Source organism: Pseudomonas sp. GW823-FHT02C02, assembly GCF_058797635.1.
This window is the reverse complement of record NZ_JBXAJV010000007.1, coordinates 209904-233900: the sequence shown is the minus strand read 5'-3', so window position 1 is coordinate 233900 and position 23997 is coordinate 209904. Positions and strand designations below refer to the sequence as shown.

General features: G+C 57.9%; 27 protein-coding genes and 1 tRNA gene. 11 read left to right on the top strand and 17 right to left on the bottom strand.

Annotated features, from left to right (window positions below; translation table 11 throughout):
- Positions 1-82 precede the first annotated feature (82 nt).
- Together AC1ROI_RS15040 and AC1ROI_RS15035 are read left to right on the top strand one after the other, a co-directional pair.
- Entirely contained in the window at positions 83-2044 is a 1962-nt protein-coding gene (locus tag AC1ROI_RS15040) for an oxidoreductase (RefSeq protein WP_102594119.1), read from the top strand.
- 67 nt (positions 2045-2111) lie between these two features.
- On the top strand, positions 2112-2711 hold the full coding sequence (locus tag AC1ROI_RS15035; protein ID WP_077750072.1) for a cupin domain-containing protein: 600 nt from the start codon (positions 2112-2114) through the stop codon (positions 2709-2711).
- 94 nt (positions 2712-2805) lie between these two features.
- Here the strand turns inward: AC1ROI_RS15035 and AC1ROI_RS15030 are convergent, their stop codons facing one another.
- The 3 genes from AC1ROI_RS15030 to AC1ROI_RS15020 form a co-directional block, all read right to left on the bottom strand.
- Positions 2806-3150, bottom strand: coding sequence for a hypothetical protein (locus AC1ROI_RS15030; RefSeq protein WP_197678981.1), 345 nt, complete (start codon positions 3148-3150; stop codon positions 2806-2808).
- Positions 3143-3508, bottom strand: a complete 366-nt coding sequence (locus AC1ROI_RS15025; protein WP_077750054.1) for a hypothetical protein — start codon at positions 3506-3508, stop codon at positions 3143-3145. Before AC1ROI_RS15025 ends, AC1ROI_RS15030 begins: the two co-directional genes overlap by 8 nt.
- 244 nt (positions 3509-3752) lie before the next feature.
- Entirely contained in the window at positions 3753-4076 is a 324-nt protein-coding gene (locus AC1ROI_RS15020; protein ID WP_102594118.1) for a hypothetical protein, read from the bottom strand.
- A gap of 578 nt (positions 4077-4654) precedes the next feature.
- Here AC1ROI_RS15020 and AC1ROI_RS15015 point away from each other — a divergent pair.
- From AC1ROI_RS15015 to AC1ROI_RS15005, 3 genes are all read left to right on the top strand, one after another.
- The gene (locus AC1ROI_RS15015; RefSeq protein ID WP_102594117.1) at positions 4655-4945 is read left to right on the top strand and encodes a DUF3077 domain-containing protein; all 291 of its coding nucleotides are present in this window, start codon (positions 4655-4657) and stop codon (positions 4943-4945) included.
- A 233-nt stretch (positions 4946-5178) separates the two neighbouring features.
- Entirely contained in the window at positions 5179-5460 is a 282-nt protein-coding gene (locus AC1ROI_RS15010; RefSeq protein WP_083374821.1) for a hypothetical protein, read from the top strand.
- Positions 5461-5463: 3 nt separating this feature from the next.
- Positions 5464-5877 carry a putative type II toxin-antitoxin system PemK/MazF family toxin gene (locus tag AC1ROI_RS15005; RefSeq protein WP_102594116.1) on the top strand — a complete coding sequence of 138 codons (414 nt, stop codon included), beginning with the start codon at positions 5464-5466 and terminating at the stop codon, positions 5875-5877.
- A gap of 249 nt (positions 5878-6126) precedes the next feature.
- On the opposite strand, the gene AC1ROI_RS15000 is transcribed toward AC1ROI_RS15005, so the two are convergent.
- The 6 genes from AC1ROI_RS15000 to dapA all read right to left on the bottom strand — a co-directional run bounded on the left by AC1ROI_RS15000 (position 6127) and on the right by dapA (position 10968).
- A complete protein-coding gene (locus AC1ROI_RS15000; protein ID WP_083374823.1) occupies positions 6127-6516 on the bottom strand; it encodes a hypothetical protein in 390 nt (129 codons plus the stop codon).
- 762 nt (positions 6517-7278) lie between these two features.
- Positions 7279-7368 (bottom strand) — tRNA-Ser (locus AC1ROI_RS14995).
- 83 nt (positions 7369-7451) lie between these two features.
- Positions 7452-8165, bottom strand: a complete 714-nt coding sequence (purC, locus tag AC1ROI_RS14990; protein ID WP_008034929.1) for a phosphoribosylaminoimidazolesuccinocarboxamide synthase — start codon at positions 8163-8165, stop codon at positions 7452-7454.
- 28 nt (positions 8166-8193) lie between these two features.
- Complete coding sequence (locus AC1ROI_RS14985) at positions 8194-8952, bottom strand: MBL fold metallo-hydrolase (protein ID WP_102594115.1); 759 nt, start codon at positions 8950-8952, stop codon at positions 8194-8196.
- Positions 8953-8956: 4 nt separating this feature from the next.
- On the bottom strand, positions 8957-10072 hold the full coding sequence (bamC, locus tag AC1ROI_RS14980; protein WP_077749619.1) for an NlpB/DapX family lipoprotein: 1116 nt from the start codon (positions 10070-10072) through the stop codon (positions 8957-8959).
- Positions 10073-10089: 17 nt separating this feature from the next.
- Positions 10090-10968 (bottom strand): 4-hydroxy-tetrahydrodipicolinate synthase, encoded by an 879-nt coding sequence (gene dapA / locus AC1ROI_RS14975; protein WP_010462253.1) that lies wholly within the window; start codon positions 10966-10968, stop codon positions 10090-10092.
- 328 nt (positions 10969-11296) lie between these two features.
- Here dapA and AC1ROI_RS14970 point away from each other — a divergent pair, with 328 nt between their 5' ends.
- On the top strand, positions 11297-11857 hold the full coding sequence (locus AC1ROI_RS14970; RefSeq protein ID WP_010462255.1) for a glycine cleavage system transcriptional repressor: 561 nt from the start codon (positions 11297-11299) through the stop codon (positions 11855-11857).
- A gap of 10 nt (positions 11858-11867) precedes the next feature.
- On the top strand, positions 11868-12341 hold the full coding sequence (locus tag AC1ROI_RS14965) for a peroxiredoxin (protein ID WP_010462257.1): 474 nt from the start codon (positions 11868-11870) through the stop codon (positions 12339-12341).
- 143 nt (positions 12342-12484) lie between these two features.
- Here the strand turns inward: AC1ROI_RS14965 and AC1ROI_RS14960 are convergent, their stop codons facing one another.
- Complete coding sequence (locus AC1ROI_RS14960) at positions 12485-13555, bottom strand: AI-2E family transporter (protein ID WP_010462259.1); 1071 nt, start codon at positions 13553-13555, stop codon at positions 12485-12487.
- 31 nt (positions 13556-13586) lie between these two features.
- Entirely contained in the window at positions 13587-13826 is a 240-nt protein-coding gene (locus AC1ROI_RS14955; protein WP_077749618.1) for a sulfurtransferase TusA family protein, read from the bottom strand.
- A 98-nt stretch (positions 13827-13924) separates the two neighbouring features.
- On the opposite strand from AC1ROI_RS14955, the gene AC1ROI_RS14950 reads away from it, so the two are divergent.
- Entirely contained in the window at positions 13925-15358 is a 1434-nt protein-coding gene (locus AC1ROI_RS14950) for a M48 family metalloprotease (RefSeq protein ID WP_010462262.1), read from the top strand.
- A 78-nt stretch (positions 15359-15436) separates the two neighbouring features.
- On the opposite strand, the gene AC1ROI_RS14945 is transcribed toward AC1ROI_RS14950, so the two are convergent.
- The 4 genes from AC1ROI_RS14945 to rpoE form a co-directional block, all read right to left on the bottom strand.
- Positions 15437-16855, bottom strand: a complete 1419-nt coding sequence (locus AC1ROI_RS14945) for a DegQ family serine endoprotease (protein ID WP_370654422.1) — start codon at positions 16853-16855, stop codon at positions 15437-15439.
- A 188-nt stretch (positions 16856-17043) separates the two neighbouring features.
- Positions 17044-18000: a MucB/RseB C-terminal domain-containing protein gene (locus AC1ROI_RS14940; RefSeq protein ID WP_077749616.1), complete on the bottom strand. Its 957-nt coding sequence runs from the start codon at positions 17998-18000 to the stop codon at positions 17044-17046.
- An 8-nt stretch (positions 18001-18008) separates the two neighbouring features.
- The gene (locus tag AC1ROI_RS14935; RefSeq protein WP_077749615.1) at positions 18009-18596 is read right to left on the bottom strand and encodes a sigma-E factor negative regulatory protein; all 588 of its coding nucleotides are present in this window, start codon (positions 18594-18596) and stop codon (positions 18009-18011) included.
- 30 nt (positions 18597-18626) lie between these two features.
- A complete protein-coding gene (rpoE, locus tag AC1ROI_RS14930; RefSeq protein WP_007944079.1) occupies positions 18627-19208 on the bottom strand; it encodes an RNA polymerase sigma factor RpoE/AlgU in 582 nt (193 codons plus the stop codon).
- 559 nt (positions 19209-19767) lie between these two features.
- Here rpoE and nadB point away from each other — a divergent pair.
- Positions 19768-21384, top strand: coding sequence for an L-aspartate oxidase (gene nadB / locus AC1ROI_RS14925; protein WP_083374825.1), 1617 nt, complete (start codon positions 19768-19770; stop codon positions 21382-21384).
- Here nadB and AC1ROI_RS14920 read toward each other — a convergent pair.
- Both AC1ROI_RS14920 and AC1ROI_RS14915 read right to left on the bottom strand, forming a co-directional pair.
- Positions 21353-21805 (bottom strand): protein YgfX, encoded by a 453-nt coding sequence (locus tag AC1ROI_RS14920; RefSeq protein ID WP_102594114.1) that lies wholly within the window; start codon positions 21803-21805, stop codon positions 21353-21355. The genes nadB and AC1ROI_RS14920 overlap by 32 nt on opposite strands.
- Positions 21789-22043, bottom strand: coding sequence for an FAD assembly factor SdhE (locus AC1ROI_RS14915; RefSeq protein WP_010462275.1), 255 nt, complete (start codon positions 22041-22043; stop codon positions 21789-21791). Before AC1ROI_RS14915 ends, AC1ROI_RS14920 begins: the two co-directional genes overlap by 17 nt.
- A gap of 148 nt (positions 22044-22191) precedes the next feature.
- Here AC1ROI_RS14915 and ygfZ point away from each other — a divergent pair, with 148 nt between their 5' ends.
- Both ygfZ and AC1ROI_RS14905 read left to right on the top strand, forming a co-directional pair.
- A complete protein-coding gene (gene ygfZ, locus AC1ROI_RS14910; RefSeq protein ID WP_010462277.1) occupies positions 22192-23133 on the top strand; it encodes a CAF17-like 4Fe-4S cluster assembly/insertion protein YgfZ in 942 nt (313 codons plus the stop codon).
- Positions 23134-23168: 35 nt separating this feature from the next.
- The gene (locus AC1ROI_RS14905) at positions 23169-23990 is read left to right on the top strand and encodes an HDOD domain-containing protein (protein ID WP_010462279.1); all 822 of its coding nucleotides are present in this window, start codon (positions 23169-23171) and stop codon (positions 23988-23990) included.
- The last annotated feature ends 7 nt before the right edge of the window (positions 23991-23997 follow it).

The following is a 23997-nucleotide window of genomic DNA, read 5'->3' as shown; positions in this document are numbered from 1 at the left end:
TACAGGTAAATTTCTATAGGCAAATAATAACAACACCGAAAAGCCGGCCTTTCGGCTGCAGCCTGCCTGGAGTAACCGTCCCATGCCGACCTCGTCCCCCGCTTTTGCACACCTGTTCGAACCCTTGCAGCTGCGTGGCAAACGCCTGAAAAACCGCATCATGTCCAGCGGTCACGACACCTCGATGCCCACCAACAACCTGGTCAACGAGCAACTGATCGCTTACCACACCGCTCGGGCCGAAGGTGGCGTCGGGCTGATCGTGTTGCAAGTGGCCGGGGTGCATGACAGCGCGCGGTACACCTCCCATGTGCTGATGGCCACTGACGACGCTTGCATCGAGGGCTATCGGACGATCGCTGAACGTTGCCATGCGCACGGCACCGTGGTGCTGTCGCAGATCTTCCATCCAGGTCGGGAAATCATGGAGTCCAGCGATGGCTTGCTGGCCGTCGCCTACTCGCCGTCAGCGGTGCCCAACGAGCGTTTCCGGGTGATGCCGCGTGCGCTGGATCAAGCGATGATCGACGAGATCGTCGCCGGTTACGGTGCCGCTGCCCGACGTCTGTACCAGGCCGGAATCGACGGTGTGGAAGTGGTCGCCAGCCATGGCTACCTGCCGGCGCAATTCCTCAACCCCAGGGTCAACCGTCGCACCGATGGCTATAACGGCGAGCTGGAACAGCGCCTGCGTTTCCTGCGGGAAGTGATCGCGGCGGTGCGCGCCAACACCGATGAACACTTCATCGTCGGCCTGCGCATTTCCGCCGATGAACGCGATCCCGAAGGGCTGACCGAGGACGAATCCTTGGCCGCCGTGCAATCCCTGCAACCGATTCTGGACTACGTGCACATCGTCGCCGGCACCTCGGCGTCTTTAGGCGGCGCCGTGCACATCGTGCCGCCGATGGCGATCGAAGCCGCGTACCTGGCCAAGGAAGCCGGAACGTTCAAGGCCGGGTTGTCGATTCCACTGTTCGTCACCGGGCGCATCAACCAACCGCAAGAAGCCGAGCTGATTCTGGCCCGCGGCCAAGCCGACGTCTGCGGCATGACCCGCGCCCTGATCTGCGACCCGCAAATGCCCAACAAAACCGACACTGGCCATGTCGAAGACGTGCGCGCCTGCATCGCCTGCAACCAGGCCTGCATCGGCCACTTCCACAAAGGCCTGCCGATTTCCTGCATCCAGCACCCGGAAACCGGGCGTGAATTGATCTTCGGCCAGCGACAACCAGCGGCCCAACGCAAACGCATCATGATCGCCGGCGGCGGACCGGCCGGGATGAAAGCCGCCGCCGTGGCCGCCCAGCGCGGCCATGACGTGACACTCTACGAAGCCAGCTCGCAACTCGGCGGCCAGGTCTTGCTGGCGCAACTGCTGCCCCGGCGTGCCGAATTCGGCGGCGCCAGCACCAACCTGCAACGCGAAATGGAACTGGCCGGGGTGCGCGTTGTGCGCAATACCCGCGTGGACCGGGCGCTGGTCGAACGCGAGCGGCCGGACATGGTGATCGTTGCTACCGGCGCCGAACCGTATTGGCCGGACTTCGAGCGAGGCGGCGAATTGCAGGTCGTAGACGCCTGGCAAGTGCTGCGCGAGGAGGTGCAAATCGGTCGCTCCGTGGTGGTCGTCGATTGGCGCGCCGACTGGATCGGCCCCGGCATCGCCGAACGTCTGGTACGCGCCGGACACCAGGTGCAACTCGCCGTCAACGGTACCCATTGCGGGGAAAACCTGCCGCTGTACGTGCGCGATCAACTGGCCGGCGAACTGCACAAACTCGGCATCCCGATCACCCCCTACGCCCGCCTCTACGGCTGCGACGACAACACCGTCTACCTGCAACACACCGCCAGCGGCGAACCGATGCTCTTCGAAAACATCGACACACTGGTGCTCTGTCAGGGCCATCAACCCGTCGATACCCTCGGCGCCGAACTGCAAGGCCTGGTGGAATTTCGCCGCATCGGCGACTGCCTCGCCCCGCGCACTGCCGAAGAAGCCATCTACGAAGGTTTGAAAGTCGCCTGGGCGCTTTGAGGCTGTTTTATACTCCGGGGCTTTTACACACCCCGGTTTGGAGCACGCCATGAGCAACAGCAGCAAGATGCCGCCTGCCAGCAGCGCGCCCACACAGGACAGCGCCACGGCAGAACCGCATTTTCTCGGCACACGGATTCGTGGGTTGCGTAAACGTCGGGGCATGACCCTGGCGGAACTGGCGCAGATGAGCGAGCTGACGGCGGGGTATATCAGCCAGCTGGAACGGAATCTGGCTTATCCGTCGATTCCTGCGCTGTTCAATATCGCGCGTAGTTTGGGTGTGACCATCCAATGGTTCTTTGCCAGCGAGGGCAATACAGCGCCTGAAGATAACGGCGTTGTGGTGCGCAAGAACACTCGGATGAGCGTGCATTATGAGGACGGGATTGTGGACCAGCTGCTGACGCCGCAGCCGAATCGGCAGTTGGAAATGCTGCACTCACGGTTTCCGCCCGGGACTTACAGTCAGCAGAGTTACAGCCATGAAGGGGAAGAGGCTGGGTATTTGCTGTCGGGGAGTTTTGAGCTGTGGGTGGGGGAGCGTTATTTCCAGCTGAATGAAGGGGACAGTTTCAGCTTTTCGAGCCAGGAGCCGCATCGGTATGGCAATCCTGGTGAGGTGGACGCGGTGGTGATCTGGGTGATTACGCCGCCTTCGTTTTGAGGGGCTGGCGACCTCAGAGCGGAGAAAAATCAGGGTGTCGGCAAATTGCACGAAAAAACCGGCGTTTAGCCGGTTTTTCTTTTTACTCGCTCATTTACAACCAACCGAACCCTTTTCCCATCATGGCTGCCAAGCCCAGCGCCGTGGTGATCAACGCGCCGAACAGTAAACGAAAATCCGTTCGAGCGTCTTTGCGGTGCTCCCGAAAATCCGTTCGAGCCTCTTGACGGTGCTCACGAAACTCCACGCGAAGGTCACCAATGTCACGTCGGACGTATTCGATATGCGTCTCAAGTTTAGATACTCGCGGTTCCAATGGGTTTTCTCCTGGAGGACCTGATGGTCTTCGTCCATTCTCGTCAGTGCCACTTCTTTTGTTGCTCGGGAAGCGGTCGGGGTAATGCTCATCAAGGTTTACCAGCACAAAAGGTTCACTCATCGCAGACCTCCAGCGCTACGGTTTTGCTGCTGTCTTCGACGACGATATCTGCCAGCACATTGAGCGAATGCAGGCGAATAAATCCGCAGTACTTGCAATTAAGCATCACCGCCGGCGTGCCGGAGCGGAAATACTCTTTGCCACACGCCCAAGGCAACCCTACACCCGTCGCCCCGGCCTGGAGTGGTAACTCCCACTCATCATGCTCACAGAACGGGCACCCGGTATTCTTTATTCGCGCTTTGAAAATGTTGGCCAACCGCCCGGTATCCAGATGAAGATCCCCAGGCATTGGCTTGCCTCGTGACACCCCGGTCTGATCATTACTCTGAAAACCATCTTCACTGCTGCTGTACATCGCTACCTCCTCCTTGAGGGAATAAATCATCGATTAACCGATCAACCAGAAGATGGTGCGTAACGTCCAGCCACCTGCTCGACCGCGAAGTCATTACGGATGCCTTCGCTGAAAAACGAATATACCTTCGATCAATCTCGGACGTATCCGCGTGCGAAGTAGGACGATTCTCTCGTTTGTGTCAGCCCGGAATTACGCCTGTGAGATCCGTTCACGGGCTCTTGCGAAAGCTGCCAGCGCAAGGTCACAGATTTCTCTGATGAGTGGGGTCTTCGGTTGAAAAGGTCAGTGGCCGTTCCGGCATTGCACCGGCATCGCCTACAGGTTCTGCTTGAGGTCTGGAAATGATCGGCGCCACCAGTCGCAACACACCCCTCTCAATCAATGAGAGAAGTCCAAAAGTAATGAAGCCAAAAATCAGCCCGACAACCAAAATGCTCAATGGATGAATTTGCACAGCGTCGGAGCTGTCCAGCATGTAGAGAAAAGCCTGAACAGCGACGGCCACGCAGGCCGCCAAGGCTGCTATCAGCTTGATAATCAACCAAAGCCGCCGCCATCTGTTCATGCTCTTCCCCGCTATCCGGTGATTTCGCTCTTTATTGCATGATAGCTAATGAGCGGGATGCGCCTTTTTTTCTCGCTTGGTAGGGCTTCGCTTCTTTGTCAGAGTGGGGTCGGTACCAGAATATCCGGGTGACTCTCGCTGAAGTTGTAGGCAAACTCCGAGAGTTGCGTAAGGAAGCGCGTTACTGTGCATTTCAGCAAGCTACCGCCTTGTTGCCCCTATCTTTGTCGGGATACTCTCCAGACGTCGCTGCACATTCAGCGATCGGGCGTGAGACCCCGGGGACAATCAAGGCGCAAAGCGCCACAGAACCTATGCGGCGTTTTTTTTCGTCAGCGAATCGGTTTTATGGCGGCTGTGCGTGGGAGGCTTTCGGGCCTACCGGTTACCTTGATTGCCGGGTCTCACACCACGCACGGCTGCCACCCCGCTTTTGAGACAGCGAAGTGGCAGTTCTTCTAATCAAGGGAACTGATAATGAACAAACTAAATCCGTTCGAAATAAAGCCTCTCACGCACCTGCCTTCTGCGCGGTGCTGTTCGTCACCTATTCACCTTTGCGTCTATGGAGGTGATCAATGAGCGAACCAACAGAAGCAAAAACCATCGGCTTCACCCCCATCTACTGTTCAGGCAAAGCGATGTTCCACGTCAGCGCTGGAGTGCCTGTGAGTGATGCATTGGCACAGGCCTCTGATTTTCTGTTCCTGGCCAAGGCGTTCACGGAAGACGCCGCCTACGTAAGAGACACCGACCGTCATGCCTGGGCCGCGCACTATTTAACGGCGATGGGCAAAGCGCTGCTTGATGATGTGGTGAAGGCGGTAACACCCAGACCGGCTCGGAAGGACAAGAAAGCCGCAAAATAACGGCCAGCCTTTCTGATAGGTGCCCTGGACATTCGGGGTATCAGACCGCCATGGGGGGTGATGTTAGTCACTTTCCCATGGCGCCTATGATGCCACCCACTCGCTGACTGAGTACCACGGCTTGGGGTGATTGCTTTTTCACTGGGGAGATATAGAATCTATATCACCTTCTAGATTGAAGGATAGTCAGAGCTCGGACGCTCTACCAAGAAACATACGCTTTGGAGTACCCCATGACCCTCGCCACTGAAAAATCTGAAAGCTTTCTGCTGCGATTACGCAAACAGGACACGCCAACAGGGGTAAGCATCTCGACAATCGAGTTGCTTATGAATCAGACCGGTTTGAGTAAAACCGAAGTCGCCCACCTCGCCTTGAGGCAATTTGCTGACCGCTATTTGCCCAAGTACGAGCTAGACGATGGACCTCTAACCCCGGCTCAAGTCTCCGCAATTCGTGCAGCTAGCCCTGCTACGGACCTTCCGGAGGAGCGCATTACTAAAAGGCTCTATTGAAAAATGACCACACCTTTTCGCCCACTGCCTGCACCAGGCGACTTTGTCTGGTGTCATTTCCCTGAAGTCATCGGGAACCCAGGCCCCAAAGCTCGCCCCGCATTGGTAGTCGCTGTTTTCGAAGATGACCATGCGGTAAGAATTGCCTATGGCACTACGCGAAAAACAGAAAAACTGTACCCAGGCGAATTTGTTTTAGACCCTTCGGACGCTGGCTTTGCATTGAGCGGTCTGGCCCAGCGCACGAAGTTCGACTTGAACAACGAAGTCCAAGTCTATTTTGATTCCGATTGGTTTGCTCCGAATCAAAGCGTCTATGCCTCCACGCCTCTGCCCAAAATGGGGCGATTAGACATTGAGTATTACCCTGTCGTACAGAAGGCAGCGGAAGCGAAAGCCAAGCGCATAAAAAAGTAATATTGAGTGTTTAACAAGCCGAAGCAATACCGGCTTCTTTAATTCTGTCGCGCTTTATTTTTCACAATAGTCATGTTCGAACTCACAATACTTCATACAAAAACCCGGCGCTGGCCGGGTTTCTTATAGCTGATCGCAACGCTCAACAATTCCTTGAGCGGCATCCTGCTTGTCTGGTCGCCAGCTTTTCTGAAATAACCCTGTACCCTATCTAAGGTTCCCCCTAGGTTTACATTAGGGTTTCGCCCGCTAGCTTTCCAGAACCCAGCGGTTTAAGTCTGCAAGGCGTTCGGTGAGGGTCTTTATGTTCTCAGAGCAACTAGCCTGCTGTTCTGCTTGGTGAGCAGGATTCTCGAACCCCAAGACGTTATAGGTGTCTTCGGTTTTGGCTTTCAAATTCCGCATCAGTGCCGGAATCTTATCGCGCTTCACATTGGGAATGTGTTGTAGAGCATCCTCAAGAGCGACGGTGAAATCTTGGTAGAGGTCGGGACGGTTACACCCCTTCGCATTGGCTAGGTCGAAGTCTGCATTCTCGTAAAGAACGAGGATGTAACCTGACGTGAGCTTCATCTCAGCTTGAGCCATGAAAGGCATTGCGAGCAAAGTGGTTAGCAATGCTGCGGATTTCAGTCGCATTGACACTCCCTGTGTATCATCAAGGGCGGACGGTGATCATGACAGAGCAACTTATAAGCCAGCAACAGCTCATGCTGTGAACAGAGGGAGGGAGTGAGATGCGTGCAGAAGGATGGCGACGGGTCTAGGAGCTGACGAAATGTCTTGCAGCTATCGCTGCGGGTATTTGGTGTGTGATGTCTTTCACGGCGGCGATACCGCCACCCCCTGCCCCTGCATCACCAGCGGCGGGACAGATCGCTGTGGGGATTTTCTTGGTGGCAGTGATTGGTGGTGGTATCGCCTATGCCGGCTTGCACGCTCTTGAATGGGTGTATAGGGGTTTCCGCCCCGTGCCATTCAGCCCCACGATAGAGGCTCAACCTCTGGCACTAGATACGCCTGAGACAAAACAGGCAGTAGCACCGGAACACCGCACAGCCCTTCCCCATCCAGACAATCAGCGAAATCCTTGAACACTGCTAGCACCCGGACGACAGGGTCTACCCTCACTCTGCACTGACTCCACCCTAAATACGATTGACTTGTATGCCGGGATACGCCCCCCATTGTCCATGGTACTTGCGTGGCGCTTTACAAACTCAGTCACCAAATCTCGAATGGCCTCAACAGGTTTGCCGTGGAGCATGTCAAACACAGCTTGCCGCTGTAGGAGCGCTAAGAGGGTCTGTAGCGAAAGGGATTTTACGTAGAATCATTACGTAGAATCCTAGAATGCAAAAAAGCCCCGAGACGTTAATCTACGGGGCTTTTTCTATGTAATGGCGGAGAGATAGGGATTCGAACCCTAGGTACCGGTGAAGGTACAACGGATTTCGAATCCGTCCCATTCGGCCACTCTGGCATCTCTCCAACGGCGCGCATCATAACAACACTTTCGCCGGAAGCGAACCCCCTAAGCGAAATTTTTCCGTGCTATCAGATGCTTGCGTCGATTAAAGCGGTACGCCCAGACGATTGGCGACTTCTTCGTAGGCTTCGATGACATCACCGAGGCCCTGGCGGAAGCGGTCTTTGTCCATTTTCTTGCCGGTGGCCTTGTCCCACAGGCGGCAGCCGTCCGGGCTGAATTCGTCGCCCAGGACGATAGAACCGTCGGAGAACACGCCGAATTCGAGTTTGAAGTCGACCAGCAGCAGGCCGGCGTCGTCGAACAGCTTGCTCAGGACTTCGTTGACCTTGAGCGACAGTTCTTTCATGCGAACCAGTTGCTCGGCGGTGCCCCAACCGAAGGCCACGACGTGGGATTCGTTGATGAACGGGTCGCCCTTGGCGTCGTCCTTCAGGAACAGTTCGAAGGTGTAAGGGTTGAGCTTCATGCCTTCTTCGACGCCCAGGCGCTTGACCAGGCTGCCGGCGGCGTAGTTACGCACGACGCACTCGACCGGGATCATGTCGAGCTTCTTCACCAGGCATTCGTTGTCGCCCAGCAGTTTGTCGAACTGGGTCGGCACGCCGGCGGCTTCGAGTTTCTGCATGATGAAGGCGTTGAACTTGTTGTTCACCATGCCTTTGCGGTCGAGCTGCTCGATGCGCTTGCCGTCGAACGCCGAGGTGTCGTTGCGAAACAGCAGGATCAAGCGGTCAGCGTCGTCGGTCTTGAAAACCGATTTGGCTTTGCCGCGGTAGAGTTCTTCACGTTTTTCCATGATGGGCTCCGCTTGCTAAGTAGGTGGGCTAGGCGATGTGTCGCCAGTCGAGCCCTGAATCTTGATCGGCCAGTTGCAGCCAGTCCGGGTCGCACCCGAGGGTGTCGACAAAACATTGCCGGGCCAGCTGCGGCAGGTTGTTCTTGCTGCTCAGATGGGCCAGGACCAGGTGTTGCAGGCCTTGCCAGCCCAACTCAGACACCAGGAATGCCGCCTGGTGGTTGTTCAGATGTCCCAGTTCACCGCCCACCCGCTGCTTCAGGAAGTACGGGTAGTGACCGCGAGCGAGCATGTCACGGCAATGGTTGGACTCGATCATCAGCGCATCGAGGTCCCGATAGCCGTCCAGCACCTTGTTGCAATACGAGCCCAGGTCGGTCAGCAGGCCAAAGCGCCGCTCACCGTCACTGAAAACGTACTGCGTCGGTTCCTGTGCATCGTGGGCCACGGCAATGACGTCGATGCTCAGTGCGCCGATCTGCAGTTGCTCGCCGCCAGCCAGAAGGCCAGCCGGTTCAATCGGTTTGCGCATCCCGCGCTGGGTCCCACGACTGAGGTAGACAGGCAGATTGTAGCGCCGAGACAGCAAACCCACGCCATGCACGTGGTCGGCATGTTCGTGGGTCACGAGTATCGCGCTCAACTGCGCAGGGTTCACACCCAGGCGCAGCAGGCGTTTTTCGGTTTCCCGCAAGGAGAAACCACAATCCACCAGCACATACGTATCAGCGCTGGCTATCAGCGTGCCGTTCCCTTGGCTACCGCTGCCGAGAACGGCAAAACGCATGTGATCAGCCCAGGTTGTCCTGAATCACGCTCAACACTTTGCGCGCCACTTCTGCCGGCGCCACGGTGTTGATGTTTTTCTCGACGGTGACCTGGACGTTCTCGCCTACCTTGCTCAGGCGAACCTGATAACGCTCGGCACGGGCTTCAACTTCTTCCTTGCTCGGCGCGCTGCCGAACAGGCTGCTGAAGAAGCCAGGCTTCTCGTCTTTCTTCTCGGCTTTTTCGGAGAGATTGATGTAGTACAGGCCCAGGCTGCGGTTGATGTCTTCAACGCGCCATTCGCCCTGTTCCAGCGCACGACCAACGCTCGACCAGGCACGATCCAGGTCATTGCCGACGTTCAGAACCGGGTTGCCGCTGCCGTCTTCGCTCAGGCTGACACGACTCGGCGTATCGAAATCACGCGAAGCCAGCATGGAAACCGAACCGCCCTTTTCCGAGATGCGGCTCATGCTCGCGAGCATGTCGTCGACCAGTGCCGCGTCCAGGCCAGTGTTGACCGAACGGTTGGTGAAGGCCACGTCGGCGGTGCTGCCGGCAGGACGCTCGGCGCTGACCACGTAGATTTCGCTGGTGTTGCGCTGAACGCCCGGCTCGATACGCACTCGAACGCGGGTTTCGCTGTCGGTGCTGACGCCAGCGGAACTCAGGCGCTTGGCCATCGCTGCCGACAGTTCGTCGGAACGCTGCCAGGTGGTGGTGAATTCACCGGTTTGCGGCTTCTGTTCGTCCAGACGGAAACCGTTGTCCTGGAAGAACTGTATCGCCACTGGCCAGGCTTCGGCAGGTGGATTCTGGGCCAGGATCGAGCGCGAATCACCGCTCTTCTGCAGCGAGTAGGCGCTGGCGTCAGCCGATGCCGTCAGTGGCTGCGGACGCGGCACGATGTATTCGCCTTTGGCGGTGTCATCAGCCACGTTGCGCGGGATCGGCAGCAGCGGATCCAGACGCTTGGCGGTGCTGACATCCGTTGGCAGTTGCATAGGTGCAGTCTGTTGCGCTTCCAGGTAATCGCTACCACGGTCACGGAAATAACCTTCCGGGCCCCAGACCCATCCACAGCCACTGGTGCTGGAGATAATCAAGGCAAGTGCGGAAAGTCCGGCCAATCGCTTCATGCGTAGTGCTTCCTCAATTAAACCAGTACGCCGGACTGGCGCATGGCCTGCCGCAGCGGTTCGTGACAGGCAGCGCTGAGCCAAGTGAGCGGCAGACGGATACCGTCCGGCATCAGGCCCATTTCATGCAGCGCCCATTTCACGGGGATAGGGTTGGATTCGATAAACAGGGTTTTATTGAGCGGCATCAGCTTTTCGTGAATTGCGCGGGCCGTGACGGCGTCGCCTTTCAGGGCAGCGTTGCACAGGTCGCTCATGTCGCGTGGGGCGACGTTGGCGGTGACCGAGATGTTGCCTTTGCCGCCGAGCAGGATCAGCTCGACTGCGGTGGCGTCGTCACCGGACAGCACCAGGAAGTCTTTGCTGACGCCGTCGATGATGGCTTTGGCGCGGGCCAGGTCGCCGGTGGCTTCCTTGATGCCGATGATGTTTTTCACGGTCGACAGGCGGATCACGGTTTCGGTCAGCATGTCGCAGGCGGTACGGCCCGGCACGTTGTACAGGATCTGCGGGATGTCGACGGCTTCGGCGATGGCCTTGAAGTGCTGGTACAAGCCTTCCTGGGTCGGCTTGTTGTAGTACGGCGTCACCAGCAGGCAAGCATCGGCGCCGGCGGTCTTCGCATTGGTGGTCAGCTCGATGGCTTCGCGCGTCGAATTGGCGCCGGTACCGGCGATCACCGGAATGCGCCCTGCCACCTGCTTCACCACGTAACGAATCACTTCGATGTGCTCGTTCACGTCAAGGGTGGCCGATTCACCTGTAGTGCCGACGGCCACGATCGCGTGGGTGCCGTTCTGCAGGTGAAAGTCCACCAGTTTGCTCAGGCTGTCCCAGTCGAGACGACCTTGTGCATCCATGGGTGTGACCAGTGCCACCATACTGCCCGCAATCATGCAACCGCTCCTGCCGGAAAAAGAGAGCGGTAATGGTACTGGCGCCAAGATGCTTGTACAAGCAAAGTACTGCGCTGCTGCCATTCCCCTTGGCGCTGCTTTTCGCTACCCTTCAGGCTTTGATCGGTACTGATAAGCTCGCACGTCGGGTTTGAGCCTCCATTTTCGGCATCACAAGCCCCGATCCAGCGTTGCCACCCCTCGCTCCTGCCTAGATGGAGCACGTTGCAACCTTCGGCCCGGGTTTTTTGAATTCGCATCCGCAGGCTCGCCCCCGGTAGTAAAAGCCCGTAAAAGTATCGACCGCTCATCGCTTTAGGAATGCTGCATGTCCACCCCCACAGTTCGCGAACAATTCCTTGTCATCAGTGCCCTCGGCGCCAACCCCATGGAGCTGACTAACGTCCTGTGCCGCGCCAGCCATGAAAACCGCTGCGCCGTGGTCACTTCTCGCCTGACCCGTCATGGCGAGTGCAGCGCGTTGATCCTCGAAATCTCCGGCAGCTGGGACGCCCTGGCGCGCCTTGAAGGCAGCCTGCCGGGCCTTGCCAAGAAGCATGCATTCACCGTTAACGTGGTGCGCAGCGCGGCGCTGGAGAATCGTCCTCAGGCTTTGCCTTACGTCGCTTATGTCAGCTCGGCCTATCGCTCGGACATCATCAACGAGCTGTGCCAGTTCTTCATGGACCACAACGTCGAGCTGGAAAACCTGACCTGCGACACGTATCAGGCGCCGCAAACCGGCGGCACCATGCTCAACGCCACGTTTACCGTGACCTTGCCGGCCGGCGTGCAGATCAGCTGGTTGCGTGATCAGTTCCTGGATTTCGCCGACGCGCTGAACCTGGACGCACTGATCGAACCGTGGCGCCCACAAAACCCAATGTAAGGAAGCTTTCATGGCCGTTGCCATCGACCAACCGGTTGCCGACTTCGAAGCACCCGCCACCAATGGACAGACCGTCAGCCTCGCGGGCCTTAAAGGCAAGCAAGTGGTGATCTACTTCTATCCGAAGGACAGCACGCCGGGCTGCACCACTCAGGGCCAGGGCTTTCGCGATCAGCTTGACGCCTTTAAAGCGGCAAACACCGAAGTCTTCGGTGTTTCGCGTGACAGCCTGAAATCCCACGAGAACTTCAAGGCCAAGCAAGCGTTCACCTTCGAGCTGATCAGCGACAAGGAAGAAGCGCTCTGCCAGCTGTTTGATGTGATCAAGCTGAAGAAGCTGTATGGCAAGGAATACATGGGCGTTGATCGCAGCACATTCCTGATTGATAAGGACGGAGTGCTGCGTCAGGAATGGCGCGGTGTGAAGGTGCCGGGGCATGTGGATGCGGTGTTGGCGGCTGCACAGGCGTTGAACAAGGCCTGAGTTTTATCGTCGTCTGTTCGGACACTATCGCGAGCAGGCTCGCTCCCACGGTTGACCGAGTTGGCCAGCCTGACGCGATCCGATGTGGGACCGGGCCTGCTCGGGAGCCGCCACCTGCCCCACTGCCTCATCCCGGCTGACTGCTAAAGCAACGGCGCCACCACCGGCTCCTTGCGCGGCCAGGCATCCAGCACAGCCTTGAACAGCGTCGCCAGCGGAATCGCAAAGAACACCCCCCAGAATCCCCACAACCCGCCAAACAACAGCACCGCACAGATAATCGCCACCGGATGCAAATTCACCGCCTCCGAAAACAGCAGCGGCACCAGCACATTCCCGTCCAGCGTCTGGATAATCCCGTAGACCGCCATCAGGTAAATGAACTGATCGCTCCAGCCCCATTGGAACAGCGCGATCAGCATGACCGGGACCGTCACCACCACTGCGCCGACGTAAGGCACCACCACCGACACCCCCACCAGCAATGCCAGCAACGCCGCGTAGTTGAGCCCCAGCACGACAAAACCGATGTAGGTCACACCGCCGCAGATAAAAATCTCGATGACTTTGCCGCGGATGTAATTGGCGATCTGTCGGTTCATTTCATGGGCTACACGGGTGATCAATGCCCGTTCACGCGGCAGGTAGCCGCGCACCCACTGACCGATCATCTCGCGGTCCTTGAGAAAGAAGAACACCAGGATCGGCACCAGCACCAGGTAGATCATGATGTTCACCAGCAGAGGCAGACTCGACAGCGAGAACGTCAGTGCCCACTGACCGAACTTGCCGATTTCGCCCCGCGCCACCTCGATGGCCTGCAACACCTGCTCGTCCGACACCAGGTGCGGATAGCGTTCGGGCAGAAGCAACAGCAGCGATTGCCACTTGGCCAGCATCCCGGGCAGTTCGTTGAACAGCGTGATCAACTGATGCCAGAGCAACGGCACCACGACAATAATGAACACCAGCAAAACGCCCATGAACAAGGCGAAGACCAACCCCACCGCGACCCCACCGGGCATGCGCAGGCGTTCGAGGGTAACGACCAGGCCCTGCATCAGATACGCCAGCACCATCCCGGCCAACACCGGCGCGAGCATGCCGCCCAACGTCAGAACGGCGGTAAAGGCCAGAAACAGCAGCACCGCCAGCACCACGGCTTCTTCATCGGAAAAGTAGCGCTGAATCCAGTCGCGTAACACCTTGAACATCAATAATCCTTAGAAATGAACGCAGCAGGTTTCAGGCTTTTTTCAACCAGTAGCGGTAAACACCCGCCTCATCTTCTTCGCGAAGCAGCGTATGACCGGCCAATCGGGCAAAGGTGCGAAAGTCGCGCTGGGAACCCGCATCGGTGGAGATGACCTTGAGCACCGCGCCACTGGCCAGTCGATTCAGCTCCAGCTTGGCCTTGAGCAATGGCAGCGGGCAATTCAGGCCACTGGCATCCAGTTCGGCGTCATGGGTTACAGCATCGGTCATTGCATCGCTCCGGGTCAGGTGGTGGAGTTGCCTAGAATATCTGGTCCCGGGCCAAGTGTCCGGCTACAGTAAGGTCTTTGTCGACTAAGGCTTTGTGCATGACTTTTTTGCGCCCTACCCTGCTGACGCTCGCTTGCCTGCTCGCCTCACCGGGCTTCGCCGACGACTTGCCGTCACTCGGCGACGCCAGTTCTGCCATTGTCTCGCCGCAACAGGAATATCAACTGGGCCGTGCGTGGCTCGCGCTGTTGCGCAGCCAGGTCTCGCAGCTCAACGATCCGCAGCTCAAGGATTACGTCGAATCCAGCGTTTACCGCCTGGTGGAAACCAGCCAGGTCAATGACCGGCGCCTGGAGTTCATCCTGATCAACAGCCCGCAGCTCAACGCCTTTGCGGCGCCGGGCGGTATTGTCGGGGTCAACGGCGGTCTGTTCCTCAATGCGCAGACCGAGGGCGAATACGCTTCGGTACTGGCGCACGAATTGGCTCACTTGTCGCAACGCCACTTTGCCCGAGGCGTGGAAGCCCAGCAGCGCATGCAAGTGCCGATGATGGCGGCTCTGTTGGCCGGGATCGTCATTGCTGCTGCCGGTGCCGGTGACGCCGGGATCGCGGCGATTGCGGGCACTCAGGCGGCGGCGATTCAGGAACAACGACGTTTCTCGCGCCAGAACGAACAGGAAGCCGACCGTATCGGCATCCTCAATCTGGAAAAGGCCGGTTATGACCCGCGGTCGATGCCGACCATGTTCGAGCGGTTGATGCGTCAATACCGCTTTGACGCCAAGCCACCAGAATTCCTGTTGACTCACCCGGTGACCGAATCGCGGATCGCCGACACCCGCAACCGCGCCGAACAGGCCAAAGCGGGCGGCGTCGAAGACACCATGCGCTATCAGCTGATTCGTGCACGCGTTCAGCTGGTCTACGAAGAAACCCCAGGCTTGGGCGCCAAGCGCTTTCGCGCGCAGCTCGACGAGAACCCGAAAAATGACGTCGCTCGTTATGGCCTGGCAATCGCCCAGATCAAGGGCGGCCAGTTGAATGAAGCTCGTGAGAACCTCAAGCTGCTGCTGGCCAAATCACCGAACGAGATCATCTACAACCTGGCGCAGGTCGACCTGGATATCACCAACAATCGCCTGCCCGATGCTCAAACACGGGTTGACCGGATGCTCACCCAGTACCCTGGCAACTATCCATTGAACCAGGTGCGTGTCGATCTGTTGCTGAAACAAAACCGCGCCGCCGATGCGGAAAAGGCGCTCGAAGGCCTGCTGAAGTCGCGCCCGGACGATCCGGACGTGTGGTATCAGGTGGCCGAGACTCGCGGCCTGTCAGGCAACATCATCGGTCTGCATCAGGCTCGCGCGGAGTACTTCGCCCTGGTTGGCGACTATCGCCAGGCCATTCAGCAACTGGACTTCGCCAAGCGCAAGGCCGGCACCAACTTCCCGTTGTCGTCGCGTATCGACGCCCGGCAACGCGAGTTGATGGAGCAGGAACGGATGGTCAAGGACATGATGGGCTGACCTGCTTGCGGAACATAAAACGCAGACACAAAAAAACCGCCTCTTTCGAGGCGGTTTTTCATTCAGCCGACAACCGGTTTATTCAGCCAGTTTGAAGGTGATGAAGCTGGCACGACCTTGACGCAGAACTCGCATGGACACCGATCGATTCTTCGGCAGTGCCTTGGCGATTTCAGCGAACTCCTTGCTATCGTTGATTGCCTGGTTGTTCAGGTGAGTGATCACATCATTTGGCTGCAAGCCGATGAGCGATGCAGGACCGTCCTGAACTTCCTTGATCACCACACCACCTTTGAGGTCGTAGGCTTTCTTCTGCTCAGCAGTCAGATCGGCGACGGCGACGCCCAGACGATTGCTGTTGGTTTCAACACCGGACTTGAGTTTCGAGTCCAGCTCTTTACCTTCGTCAGGGATCGCGCCGACCGTCAGTTCGACATTCTTGCGCTTGCCGTCGCGGATCACTTCAAGGTTGGCCTTCGCGCCTTCCTTGAGTGCACCCACCAGGTGCGGCAGATCGGCAGACATGACGATTGGCTGACCGTTCATGCTCAGGATCACGTCGCCGACTTGCAGATCACCCTTGGCAGCCGGGCCATCTTCCTGGATCTGAGCCACCAGCGCACCGGCCGGCTTCTCAAGACCGAACGACTCGGCCAGATCCTTGCTCACTTCCTGGATCACCACACCCAACCAGCCACGGCTGACTTTACCGCCACTTTTCAGCTGGTTGGATACGTCCAGGGCCACGTCGATAGGGATCGCGAACGATACGCCCATGAAGCCACCGGAGCGGGTGTAGATCTGCGAGTTGATCCCGACCACTTCACCGGCCAGGTTGAACAGCGGACCACCCGAGTTACCCGGGTTGATGGGCACGTCGGTCTGGATGAACGGCACATAATTTTCGTTCGGCAGGCTACGACCGACAGCGCTGACGATGCCTTGGGTCACGGTATGGTCGAAGCCGAACGGCGAGCCGATCGCTACGACCCATTGGCCGGCCTTCAGGTCCTGGGATTTACCCAGTTTCAGGACTGGCAGGTCCTTGCCTTCGATTTTCAGCAGCGCCACATCGGAACGTGGGTCGGTGCCTATCAGCTTGGCTTTCAACTCACTGCGGTCGGAGAGACGAACGAGAATTTCGTCGGCATCGGCGATCACGTGGTTGTTGGTCAGGATGTAGCCGTCCGGCGAGATGATAAAGCCCGAGCCCAGGGACTGCGCTTCACGCTGGCGATCACCGCGAGGCGAGCGCGGTTGCGGCATGCCCCGTTCGAAAAACTCGCGCAGCGCGGGTGGCAGGCCTTCAAGGTCGGGCATCTGGTCAGACACTCTGCGGTCCGGCAGCTTTTGCGTGGTACTGATGTTCACCACCGCGGGCGAGGCCTGCTCGACCAACTGGGTAAAGTCAGGCAATTCAACTGCTTGAGCAGTGACCGCCTGACCGAGCACCAGCACGGTGGCGAAAATGGACAGATAAGACTTCAAGCGTGGTATCGACATACGGCTCCCGTTACGACGAGCATGGTTAAGCGATATGGAGCAAGGAACACCGGGAAAGATACGCCGGTATTTTTGTTCCGGGAACAACAAAACAAGGCCAGAGCCGTGAGGCTCTGACCTATAGAAAAATTCAGGTTTTTTTGCAAATTGAAATGCTCACCAAACATTTCGATATCAGCTCACTACTTGGTTGCAGTGGCATCGGAGCGCATGGACAGCGCAATCCGTTCAGCAGTACCTATCGGAATCTCACCGACCACGGTCACCATCATTTCGCCTTGAGGGGTCGTCAAGCGCCGAGAAACAGCAACGGTTGGGCCTAACTGGGTGCGGGTGTCGGTAACGGTGGCACCATTCAACGGCTCAAGGAATACCGAAAACCGCGCCAGACCATCGTCGTACATCAGACTGGTGACCTGGGTTTTGGTCTCCGTATCTTTATGGGTGCTGCTGCTGGTCAGCTCGAAACCGGGCGGGAGCCAGTCCGAATGCCAGACTTGGGCGGCCTTGACGGCGGAAGCCTTGTCGCTGTCGAGTTTGACCACCTTGCAATCGTCGCCTGCCTGCAAGTCGCGGTCAGACGGCACGTTGTCGGTATTCAGCTGGGTGAACTGGAAACGCTCAAGCAACTGCCCTTTGTCATTCAGTAGCAATGACTTCAACGGCAAGCCGGTTTCCTTATCAAGGTGCAGCTCAAAACCGTAGCGATGCTGGTCACGTGGCTTCAATGAAATAATCACTGCCGCACGCCCAGCCACACGCGACTTGCCAATGACGGCAAGCTCATACCAATTCTTCAACTTTTGTGGATCGAGTGCACGGGCAGCGGAGTTGGGAGAGTCCCCAAGCCCTGCTATCAGGACGCCGCTGACGCATTGAGTATGCCCATCAATGCGAACGACTTCCTGTGCTGAGCCGTCGAGCTGCAGTAAACGCTCACGGACCTTGCCATCCTGGACACGGTGCCAGATGTTATGGGTAGAAAAGCTACCGTTACGCTCGTAAACGAAAGTGCCGTAAAAGCTTTGCTGTTGCTCGGCCTGACCAAGACGGGTCAACCAGTCCTGGGCTTCATCGGCGTGGGCTGGAACAATGAACCAGCCACCGAGCAGAAGCGAAAGTAGAGGTATGGCGCGCATGATCCTCCTTAACGGTTTTCCAGGCTTGCTGCACGAGCGTAAGGCAGAGCGCTCTCAGTACCTTTCAGTGCAGCCTGTTGAGCATGTTGGCGCAAGTAGCCTGGCAGACGCTGATCGTGCCAGCCTGGTTGACCTTGCAATACGCCGTTGGCCATAGGGCCAGTGGCTTCCGAACTCTCATTGTAGCCTGCCAATACAGCTGGACCTTTGACCTGAGGAACGGCCAGACCCGGTTGACTGGATTGCTGGGCAAGTTCGACACCCGCGATCTCGTCCTGGTTGTACAAACGCACACCTGCCAGTACGGCAACGGTCACCGAAGCAGCGACAGCCAGTCGACCCAGGCTGCGCCATGGACCACGGGAGGCTTTTGCCGGTACGGCTTCGTCGGCCAAAGCAGCAGAAACTGCCGCGGCGATGTCCAGACGAGGAAGCAGCAGATCCTTGTGCATAACTGCCCGAGCGATTTGATAACGAGCCCAGGTTTCACGGGTTTCTACATCGTCAAAGGCATTTAATACCCGACGCAATTCCAGTTCGTCCGCTTCGTTATCCATCACTGCGGACAGCGATTCCTGCAGGGCTTCACGACTCATGGCGTTCCTCTCTTGGCTATCGCCGCTGTCTCAGTTTTCCTGCAACAACGGCTGCAGGGCTTTATCGATGGCCTCCCGAGCGCGGAATATCCGGGAGCGCACGGTACCCACCGGACATTGCATGACTGCCGCAATGTCCTCGTAACTCAGACCATCGAATTCACGTAAAGTTAAAGCTGTACGCAAATCTTCTGGCAGTTGCTGAATGGTTCGATGGACGGTGCCTTCGATCTCATCCCGCAGCAATGCACGCTCTGGCGACTCGAGATCCTTGAGGCCATGATCGCCATCGTAGAACTCTGCATCTTCGGAACTGACATCGCTATCCGGCGGCCGGCGGCCGCGTGAAACCAGATAATTCTTCGCCGTGTTGATGGCGATGCGGTAAAGCCACGTATAAAACGCGCTATCTCCGCGAAAGTTTCCAAGTGCGCGGTAGGCCTTGATAAAGGCTTCCTGTGCCACATCCTGGGCTTCATGGGTGTCGTGCACGAAACGCACGATCAACCCGAGAATTTTGTGCTGGTATTTCAGCACTAGCAGATCGAAAGCCCGCTTGTCGCCGCGTTGAACGCGCTCGACGAGCTGCTGATCCTCTTCCTGGGTTAGCATGAACACTCCTCGATAAGCTCGGAGGAGGCTTGCATAACTAAACGACCAGACTTGCAAACATAGACTCGGGCTTTTCGCAAAAGTTCTCCCCCTCCAAGCAAGTTTCCTGCGGGCTCTGTTTTGGCACGCACGAAAAGCGCAGCTCGGCATGACCCGGCTGCGCGAATAATCTTGTCATCGGATTCACTGGCCAGGACCAAAACGCAAGTCCCCCTCCTGAAACCGACACTGTCCTTCTTTTCAGGCACCGTCTATTGATCTTGGGCCTTTGGCAAAAGTTCCAAATATTTATAGCCGGGCGAAAGCGACATTGTGCAACCCTGGACAGAAAAAGACTGTTAAATCGTTGATACAGTCACCTTGTCGCCGAACCGGCCGAAAAATCATCCGACGAAGCGTCAGGTATTTTCCGTCACAGTAGTTTCACAATGCCATATGCGCTCGGGTATTGTGCCGCTCCCCCCCTCTATATACTAGTGGGCTGTGTGGCTGCCTTGACTCGCCGTTCCACGAGTCTTGCGCCAACCCCGACCCGGGTCGCTTTGAGCGGAATCCTGAAATGAGCCAACAGTTTCAACACGATGTTCTGGTCATTGGCAGCGGCGCTGCCGGTTTGAGCCTTGCGCTGACCTTGCCCGGTCATTTGCGCATTGCCGTACTGAGTAAAGGCGACCTCGCCAACGGCTCGACTTTCTGGGCCCAGGGCGGCGTCGCTGCCGTTCTGGACGACACCGACACTGTCGAATCCCACGTCGATGACACCCTCAATGCCGGCGGTGGCCTCTGCCACGAAGACGCCGTGCGCTTTACCGTCGAGCACAGTAAAGAAGCCATCCAGTGGCTGATCGATCAAGGCGTACCGTTTACCCGCGATGAACAATCCGGCACTGAAGACGGTGGATTCGAGTTTCACCTGACCCGGGAAGGCGGTCACAGCCATCGGCGCATTATTCATGCGGCCGATGCCACGGGCGCGGCGATCTTCAAAACCCTGCTCGCCCAGGCCAGACTCAGACCGAATATCGAACTGATGGAACAGCGGGTCGCCATCGACCTGATCACCGAAAAGCGCCTGGGCCTGGAAGGCGATCGCTGCCTGGGTGCTTACGTGCTGAATCGCAGCACCGGAGAAGTCGACACGTACGGTGCACGATTCGTCATCCTGGCATCCGGCGGCGCAGCCAAGGTCTACCTCTACACCAGCAACCCCGACGGCGCCTGCGGTGATGGCATTGCCATGGCATGGCGTTCCGGCTGCCGGGTGGCCAACCTGGAGTTCAATCAGTTCCACCCGACCTGCCTTTATCACCCGCAAGCCAAGAGTTTCCTGATCACTGAAGCCCTGCGCGGCGAAGGCGCACACCTGAAGCTGCCCAACGGCGAACGCTTCATGCAGCGTTTCGACCCGCGTGCCGAACTCGCGCCCCGGGACATCGTCGCCCGTGCCATCGACCATGAGATGAAGCGCCTGGGTGTCGACTGCGTCTATCTGGACATCAGCCACATGCCAGAAGCGTTCATCAAGACTCACTTCCCGACGGTGTATGAACGCTGCCTCGAGTTTTCCATCGACATCACCAAACAACCGATCCCGGTGGTTCCGGCGGCGCACTACACGTGCGGCGGTGTGATGGTCGATCAGCACGGTCGCACCGACGTGCCGGGGCTGTATGCCATTGGCGAAACCAGTTTCACCGGCCTGCACGGTGCCAACCGCATGGCCAGCAACTCGCTGCTGGAGTGTTTTGTCTATGCCCGTTCGGCCGCGGCGGACATTCTGGAACAGCTGCCGCAGGTGTCGGTTCCGATCGCCCTGCCCGTCTGGGATGCCAGTCAGGTCACCGACTCCGACGAAGACGTGATCATTGCGCACAACTGGGATGAACTGCGGCGATTCATGTGGGACTACGTAGGCATCGTGCGCACCAACAAGCGCTTGCAACGCGCGCAGCACCGCGTGCGGCTGTTGCTGGACGAGATCGACGAGTTCTACAGCAACTACAAGGTCAGTCGCGATTTGATCGAGTTGCGCAACCTGGCCCAGGTGGCGGAGCTGATGATTCGGTCAGCCATGGAGCGCAAGGAAAGTCGCGGCCTGCATTACACCCTCGACTACCCGAACATGCTACCCGTTGCGCTGGACACTATTCTGGTGCCGCCCACCTACGTCGACTGAATGTAAGCCTGACCCGCAGGCGCCGGTGCACATCCGCCGCCTGCGAGTCGTGGGGAACGCAGATTGATCTGACTCGCCGCTCGCCTCGCAGTCGAAAACGCAGCACCACCATCAGCGGTAACGCCAGGCTGTCCGGCCTTAGCTGCACGGGCTGCCAACCTGAGGCCTGATTCCACAACTGCCAGCCGTCGGCATCGCGCCGCAAACCGCGAAATGCCTGTGGATGCGTCAGCGAAATCAGGCGTGGCAGCAGCCAGATTCCGTGAACCACACACAGCGTCATGCCGAGCAGACTGGCCCAGAGCGGTAAGGAGAGCAGAAACAAAGAACCCAGCGCGAACAGCTGGGCCATAAGATACGCCGCCAGCAACTGCCGTGAGGCATGCCAGCGGCATTCGAACGCATTACTTGGGCTGGACACGATCCAGGATCATGCGAACCATGCGCTGAAGCTCCGGATCTTCCGATTCGGCGCGTTCCATGAACCAGCCGAACATGTCCTGGTCTTCGCATTCAAGCAGATTGCGGTAGCACTCGCGATCTTTCTGGTTGAGGTGCGGGTAGACCTCCTTAACGAACGGCACCAGCAACACGTCAAGCTCAAGCATGCCGCGGCGGCTGTGCCAGTAGAGGCGATTCAGTTCAACATCTTCGACCATGGAGCGCTCCTCAAATAGGCGGCAAGTATACAGCCCCGGCCCCGGTCGAACACTCGGCTTTGGTCGGGCGCCATCAACCTTTGTGAACTACCCATTTCGAGAGCGCCCCCTTATGATGTCCCCCAGACTCTTTACCCTGCGATGACCCATGGCCGATTCTGCTTTTTTCTGCACCCTGTCCCATGAAGGCGTTCTTGCAGTCCGCGGCGCGGACGCCAGCAAATTCCTGCAAGGCCAATTGACCTGCAACCTCAATTACCTGAGCGATACCCAGGCCAGCCTCGGCGCACGCTGCACGCAGAAAGGCCGGATGCAATCGAGTTTCCGCATCGTGCTGGAAGGTGACGGCGTGCTGCTGGCGATGGCCAGCGAGCTGCTTGAGCCGCAGTTGGCGGACCTGAAAAAGTACGCCGTGTTCTCCAAATCCAAACTGACCGATGAAAGCGCCGCCTGGGTCCGCTTCGGACTCGATCATGGCGACGCCGCACTGAGCAGCCTGGGTCTTGAGTTGCCGGCAGACACCGACAGCGTCGTGCGTCATGAAAGTCTGATCGCCATTCGTGTCTCGCCGGACCGCGCCGAACTGTGGGTCGCCGCCGATCAGGCCGACCTCATCAAAAGCAAGCTGTCCGCCCTGCTGTCCGAAGGCACTCTGAATCAATGGCTGCTGGGCCAGATCCGCGCAGGGATCGGCCAGGTCATGCCGAGCACCCGCGAGCTGTTCATCCCGCAGATGCTCAACCTGCAAGCCGTCGGTGGCGTGAGTTTCAAAAAGGGTTGCTACACCGGCCAGGAAATCGTCGCGCGCATGCAGTACCTGGGCAAACTCAAGCGTCGTTTGTATCGCTTGACGTTGGATGCCAGCGAATTGCCCGAGCCTGGCACGCCACTGTTTTCCCCGTCACACGGCAGTTCTATAGGCGAAGTGGTGCTGGCCGCCAGCGCCGGGCAAAACATTGAACTCCTGGCCGTGCTGCAAGCCGAAGCAGCAGAAGGTGGTGACATTCATCTGGGCACCCTCGAAGGGCCGGCCCTGCACCTGCTCGACCTGCCTTATCAACTGGACCGCGATCGCGAAATCCAGCGTTAACCGCAGCACTTGTTGTAACACCCTAGAGAAAAGAAATGAGCGAGCTGGCGGATAAGGTCCAACAGGATTTGGTTGAGGCCATCGATAACGATGACCTGGTTCTGCCAACGTTACCGGAAGTGGCCCTGCAGATTCGCAAGGCCGCTGAAGACCCGGAAGTCAGTGTCAGCACCCTGAGTAAAGTGATCGGCCGTGACACGGCGTTGTCGGCGCGTCTGATCAAAGTGGTCAATAGCCCGCTGCTGCGCGCGACCCAGGAAGTGACTGACCTGCACACGGCGATCACACGGTTGGGCGTCAACTACAGCAGTAATCTGGCGATCGGCTTGGTGATGGAGCAAATTTTCCACGCCCGCTCTGAAGTGGTGGCACAGAAAATGCGCGATGTCTGGCGTAAAAGCCTGGAAATCGCCGGTGTCAGCTACGCGCTATGCCGCAGTTACACGCAACTCAAACCAGATCAGGCAGCCCTTGGCGGGCTGGTGCATCAGATTGGTGTACTGCCTATCCTGACCTACGCCGAAGACCATTACGAATTGCTCTCTGATGCGGTCAGCCTCAACCATGTCATCGATCGCATTCATCCCTTGATCGGCGACAAACTGCTCAGGGTCTGGGAATTCCCGGAAATGCTGGTGCAGTTGCCGGGGTTGTACCTGGACTTCAAACGCCAGTCCGAGCGGGTCGATTATGTCGATCTGGTTCAGGTGGCCAGCCTGTATTGCCACAAGGACACCGACCACCCGCTGGCCCGTATCGATGCGTTTAGCGTGCCGGCGTTCAAGAAACTGGGGATCGATCCGGAGAATGAGGCGATGTGCCGGGATCTGGAAGAGTCGCGGTCGATGTTTTACTGATCTTTGT

Excerpts from the sequence above, each read along its gene's own strand:
- AC1ROI_RS14950 (WP_010462262.1), top strand. The coding sequence starts at position 13,925 with ATGACTTTTTTGCGCCCTACCCTGCTGACGCTCGCTTGCCTGCTCGCC.
- AC1ROI_RS15035 (WP_077750072.1), top strand. The coding sequence starts at position 2,112 with ATGCCGCCTGCCAGCAGCGCGCCCACACAGGACAGCGCCACGGCAGAA.
- AC1ROI_RS14960 (WP_010462259.1), bottom strand. The coding sequence starts at position 13,555 with ATGTTCAAGGTGTTACGCGACTGGATTCAGCGCTACTTTTCCGATGAA.
- nadB (WP_083374825.1), top strand. The coding sequence starts at position 19,768 with ATGAGCCAACAGTTTCAACACGATGTTCTGGTCATTGGCAGCGGCGCT.
- AC1ROI_RS14965 (WP_010462257.1), top strand. The coding sequence starts at position 11,868 with ATGGCCGTTGCCATCGACCAACCGGTTGCCGACTTCGAAGCACCCGCC.
- ygfZ (WP_010462277.1), top strand. The coding sequence starts at position 22,192 with ATGGCCGATTCTGCTTTTTTCTGCACCCTGTCCCATGAAGGCGTTCTT.
- AC1ROI_RS14905 (WP_010462279.1), top strand. The coding sequence starts at position 23,169 with ATGAGCGAGCTGGCGGATAAGGTCCAACAGGATTTGGTTGAGGCCATC.
- rpoE (WP_007944079.1), bottom strand. The coding sequence starts at position 19,208 with ATGCTAACCCAGGAAGAGGATCAGCAGCTCGTCGAGCGCGTTCAACGC.
- AC1ROI_RS14970 (WP_010462255.1), top strand. The coding sequence starts at position 11,297 with ATGTCCACCCCCACAGTTCGCGAACAATTCCTTGTCATCAGTGCCCTC.
- AC1ROI_RS14940 (WP_077749616.1), bottom strand. The coding sequence starts at position 18,000 with ATGCGCGCCATACCTCTACTTTCGCTTCTGCTCGGTGGCTGGTTCATT.
- AC1ROI_RS14955 (WP_077749618.1), bottom strand. The coding sequence starts at position 13,826 with ATGACCGATGCTGTAACCCATGACGCCGAACTGGATGCCAGTGGCCTG.
- purC (WP_008034929.1), bottom strand. The coding sequence starts at position 8,165 with ATGGAAAAACGTGAAGAACTCTACCGCGGCAAAGCCAAATCGGTTTTC.
- dapA (WP_010462253.1), bottom strand. The coding sequence starts at position 10,968 with ATGATTGCGGGCAGTATGGTGGCACTGGTCACACCCATGGATGCACAA.
- AC1ROI_RS14985 (WP_102594115.1), bottom strand. The coding sequence starts at position 8,952 with ATGCGTTTTGCCGTTCTCGGCAGCGGTAGCCAAGGGAACGGCACGCTG.
- AC1ROI_RS15005 (WP_102594116.1), top strand. The coding sequence starts at position 5,464 with ATGACCACACCTTTTCGCCCACTGCCTGCACCAGGCGACTTTGTCTGG.
- AC1ROI_RS15000 (WP_083374823.1), bottom strand. The coding sequence starts at position 6,516 with ATGCGACTGAAATCCGCAGCATTGCTAACCACTTTGCTCGCAATGCCT.
- AC1ROI_RS15040 (WP_102594119.1), top strand. The coding sequence starts at position 83 with ATGCCGACCTCGTCCCCCGCTTTTGCACACCTGTTCGAACCCTTGCAG.
- AC1ROI_RS15015 (WP_102594117.1), top strand. The coding sequence starts at position 4,655 with ATGAGCGAACCAACAGAAGCAAAAACCATCGGCTTCACCCCCATCTAC.
- bamC (WP_077749619.1), bottom strand. The coding sequence starts at position 10,072 with ATGAAGCGATTGGCCGGACTTTCCGCACTTGCCTTGATTATCTCCAGC.
- AC1ROI_RS14935 (WP_077749615.1), bottom strand. The coding sequence starts at position 18,596 with ATGAGTCGTGAAGCCCTGCAGGAATCGCTGTCCGCAGTGATGGATAAC.
- AC1ROI_RS14915 (WP_010462275.1), bottom strand. The coding sequence starts at position 22,043 with ATGGTCGAAGATGTTGAACTGAATCGCCTCTACTGGCACAGCCGCCGC.
- AC1ROI_RS15020 (WP_102594118.1), bottom strand. The coding sequence starts at position 4,076 with ATGAACAGATGGCGGCGGCTTTGGTTGATTATCAAGCTGATAGCAGCC.
- AC1ROI_RS15030 (WP_197678981.1), bottom strand. The coding sequence starts at position 3,150 with ATGAGTGAACCTTTTGTGCTGGTAAACCTTGATGAGCATTACCCCGAC.
- AC1ROI_RS15025 (WP_077750054.1), bottom strand. The coding sequence starts at position 3,508 with ATGTACAGCAGCAGTGAAGATGGTTTTCAGAGTAATGATCAGACCGGG.
- AC1ROI_RS15010 (WP_083374821.1), top strand. The coding sequence starts at position 5,179 with ATGACCCTCGCCACTGAAAAATCTGAAAGCTTTCTGCTGCGATTACGC.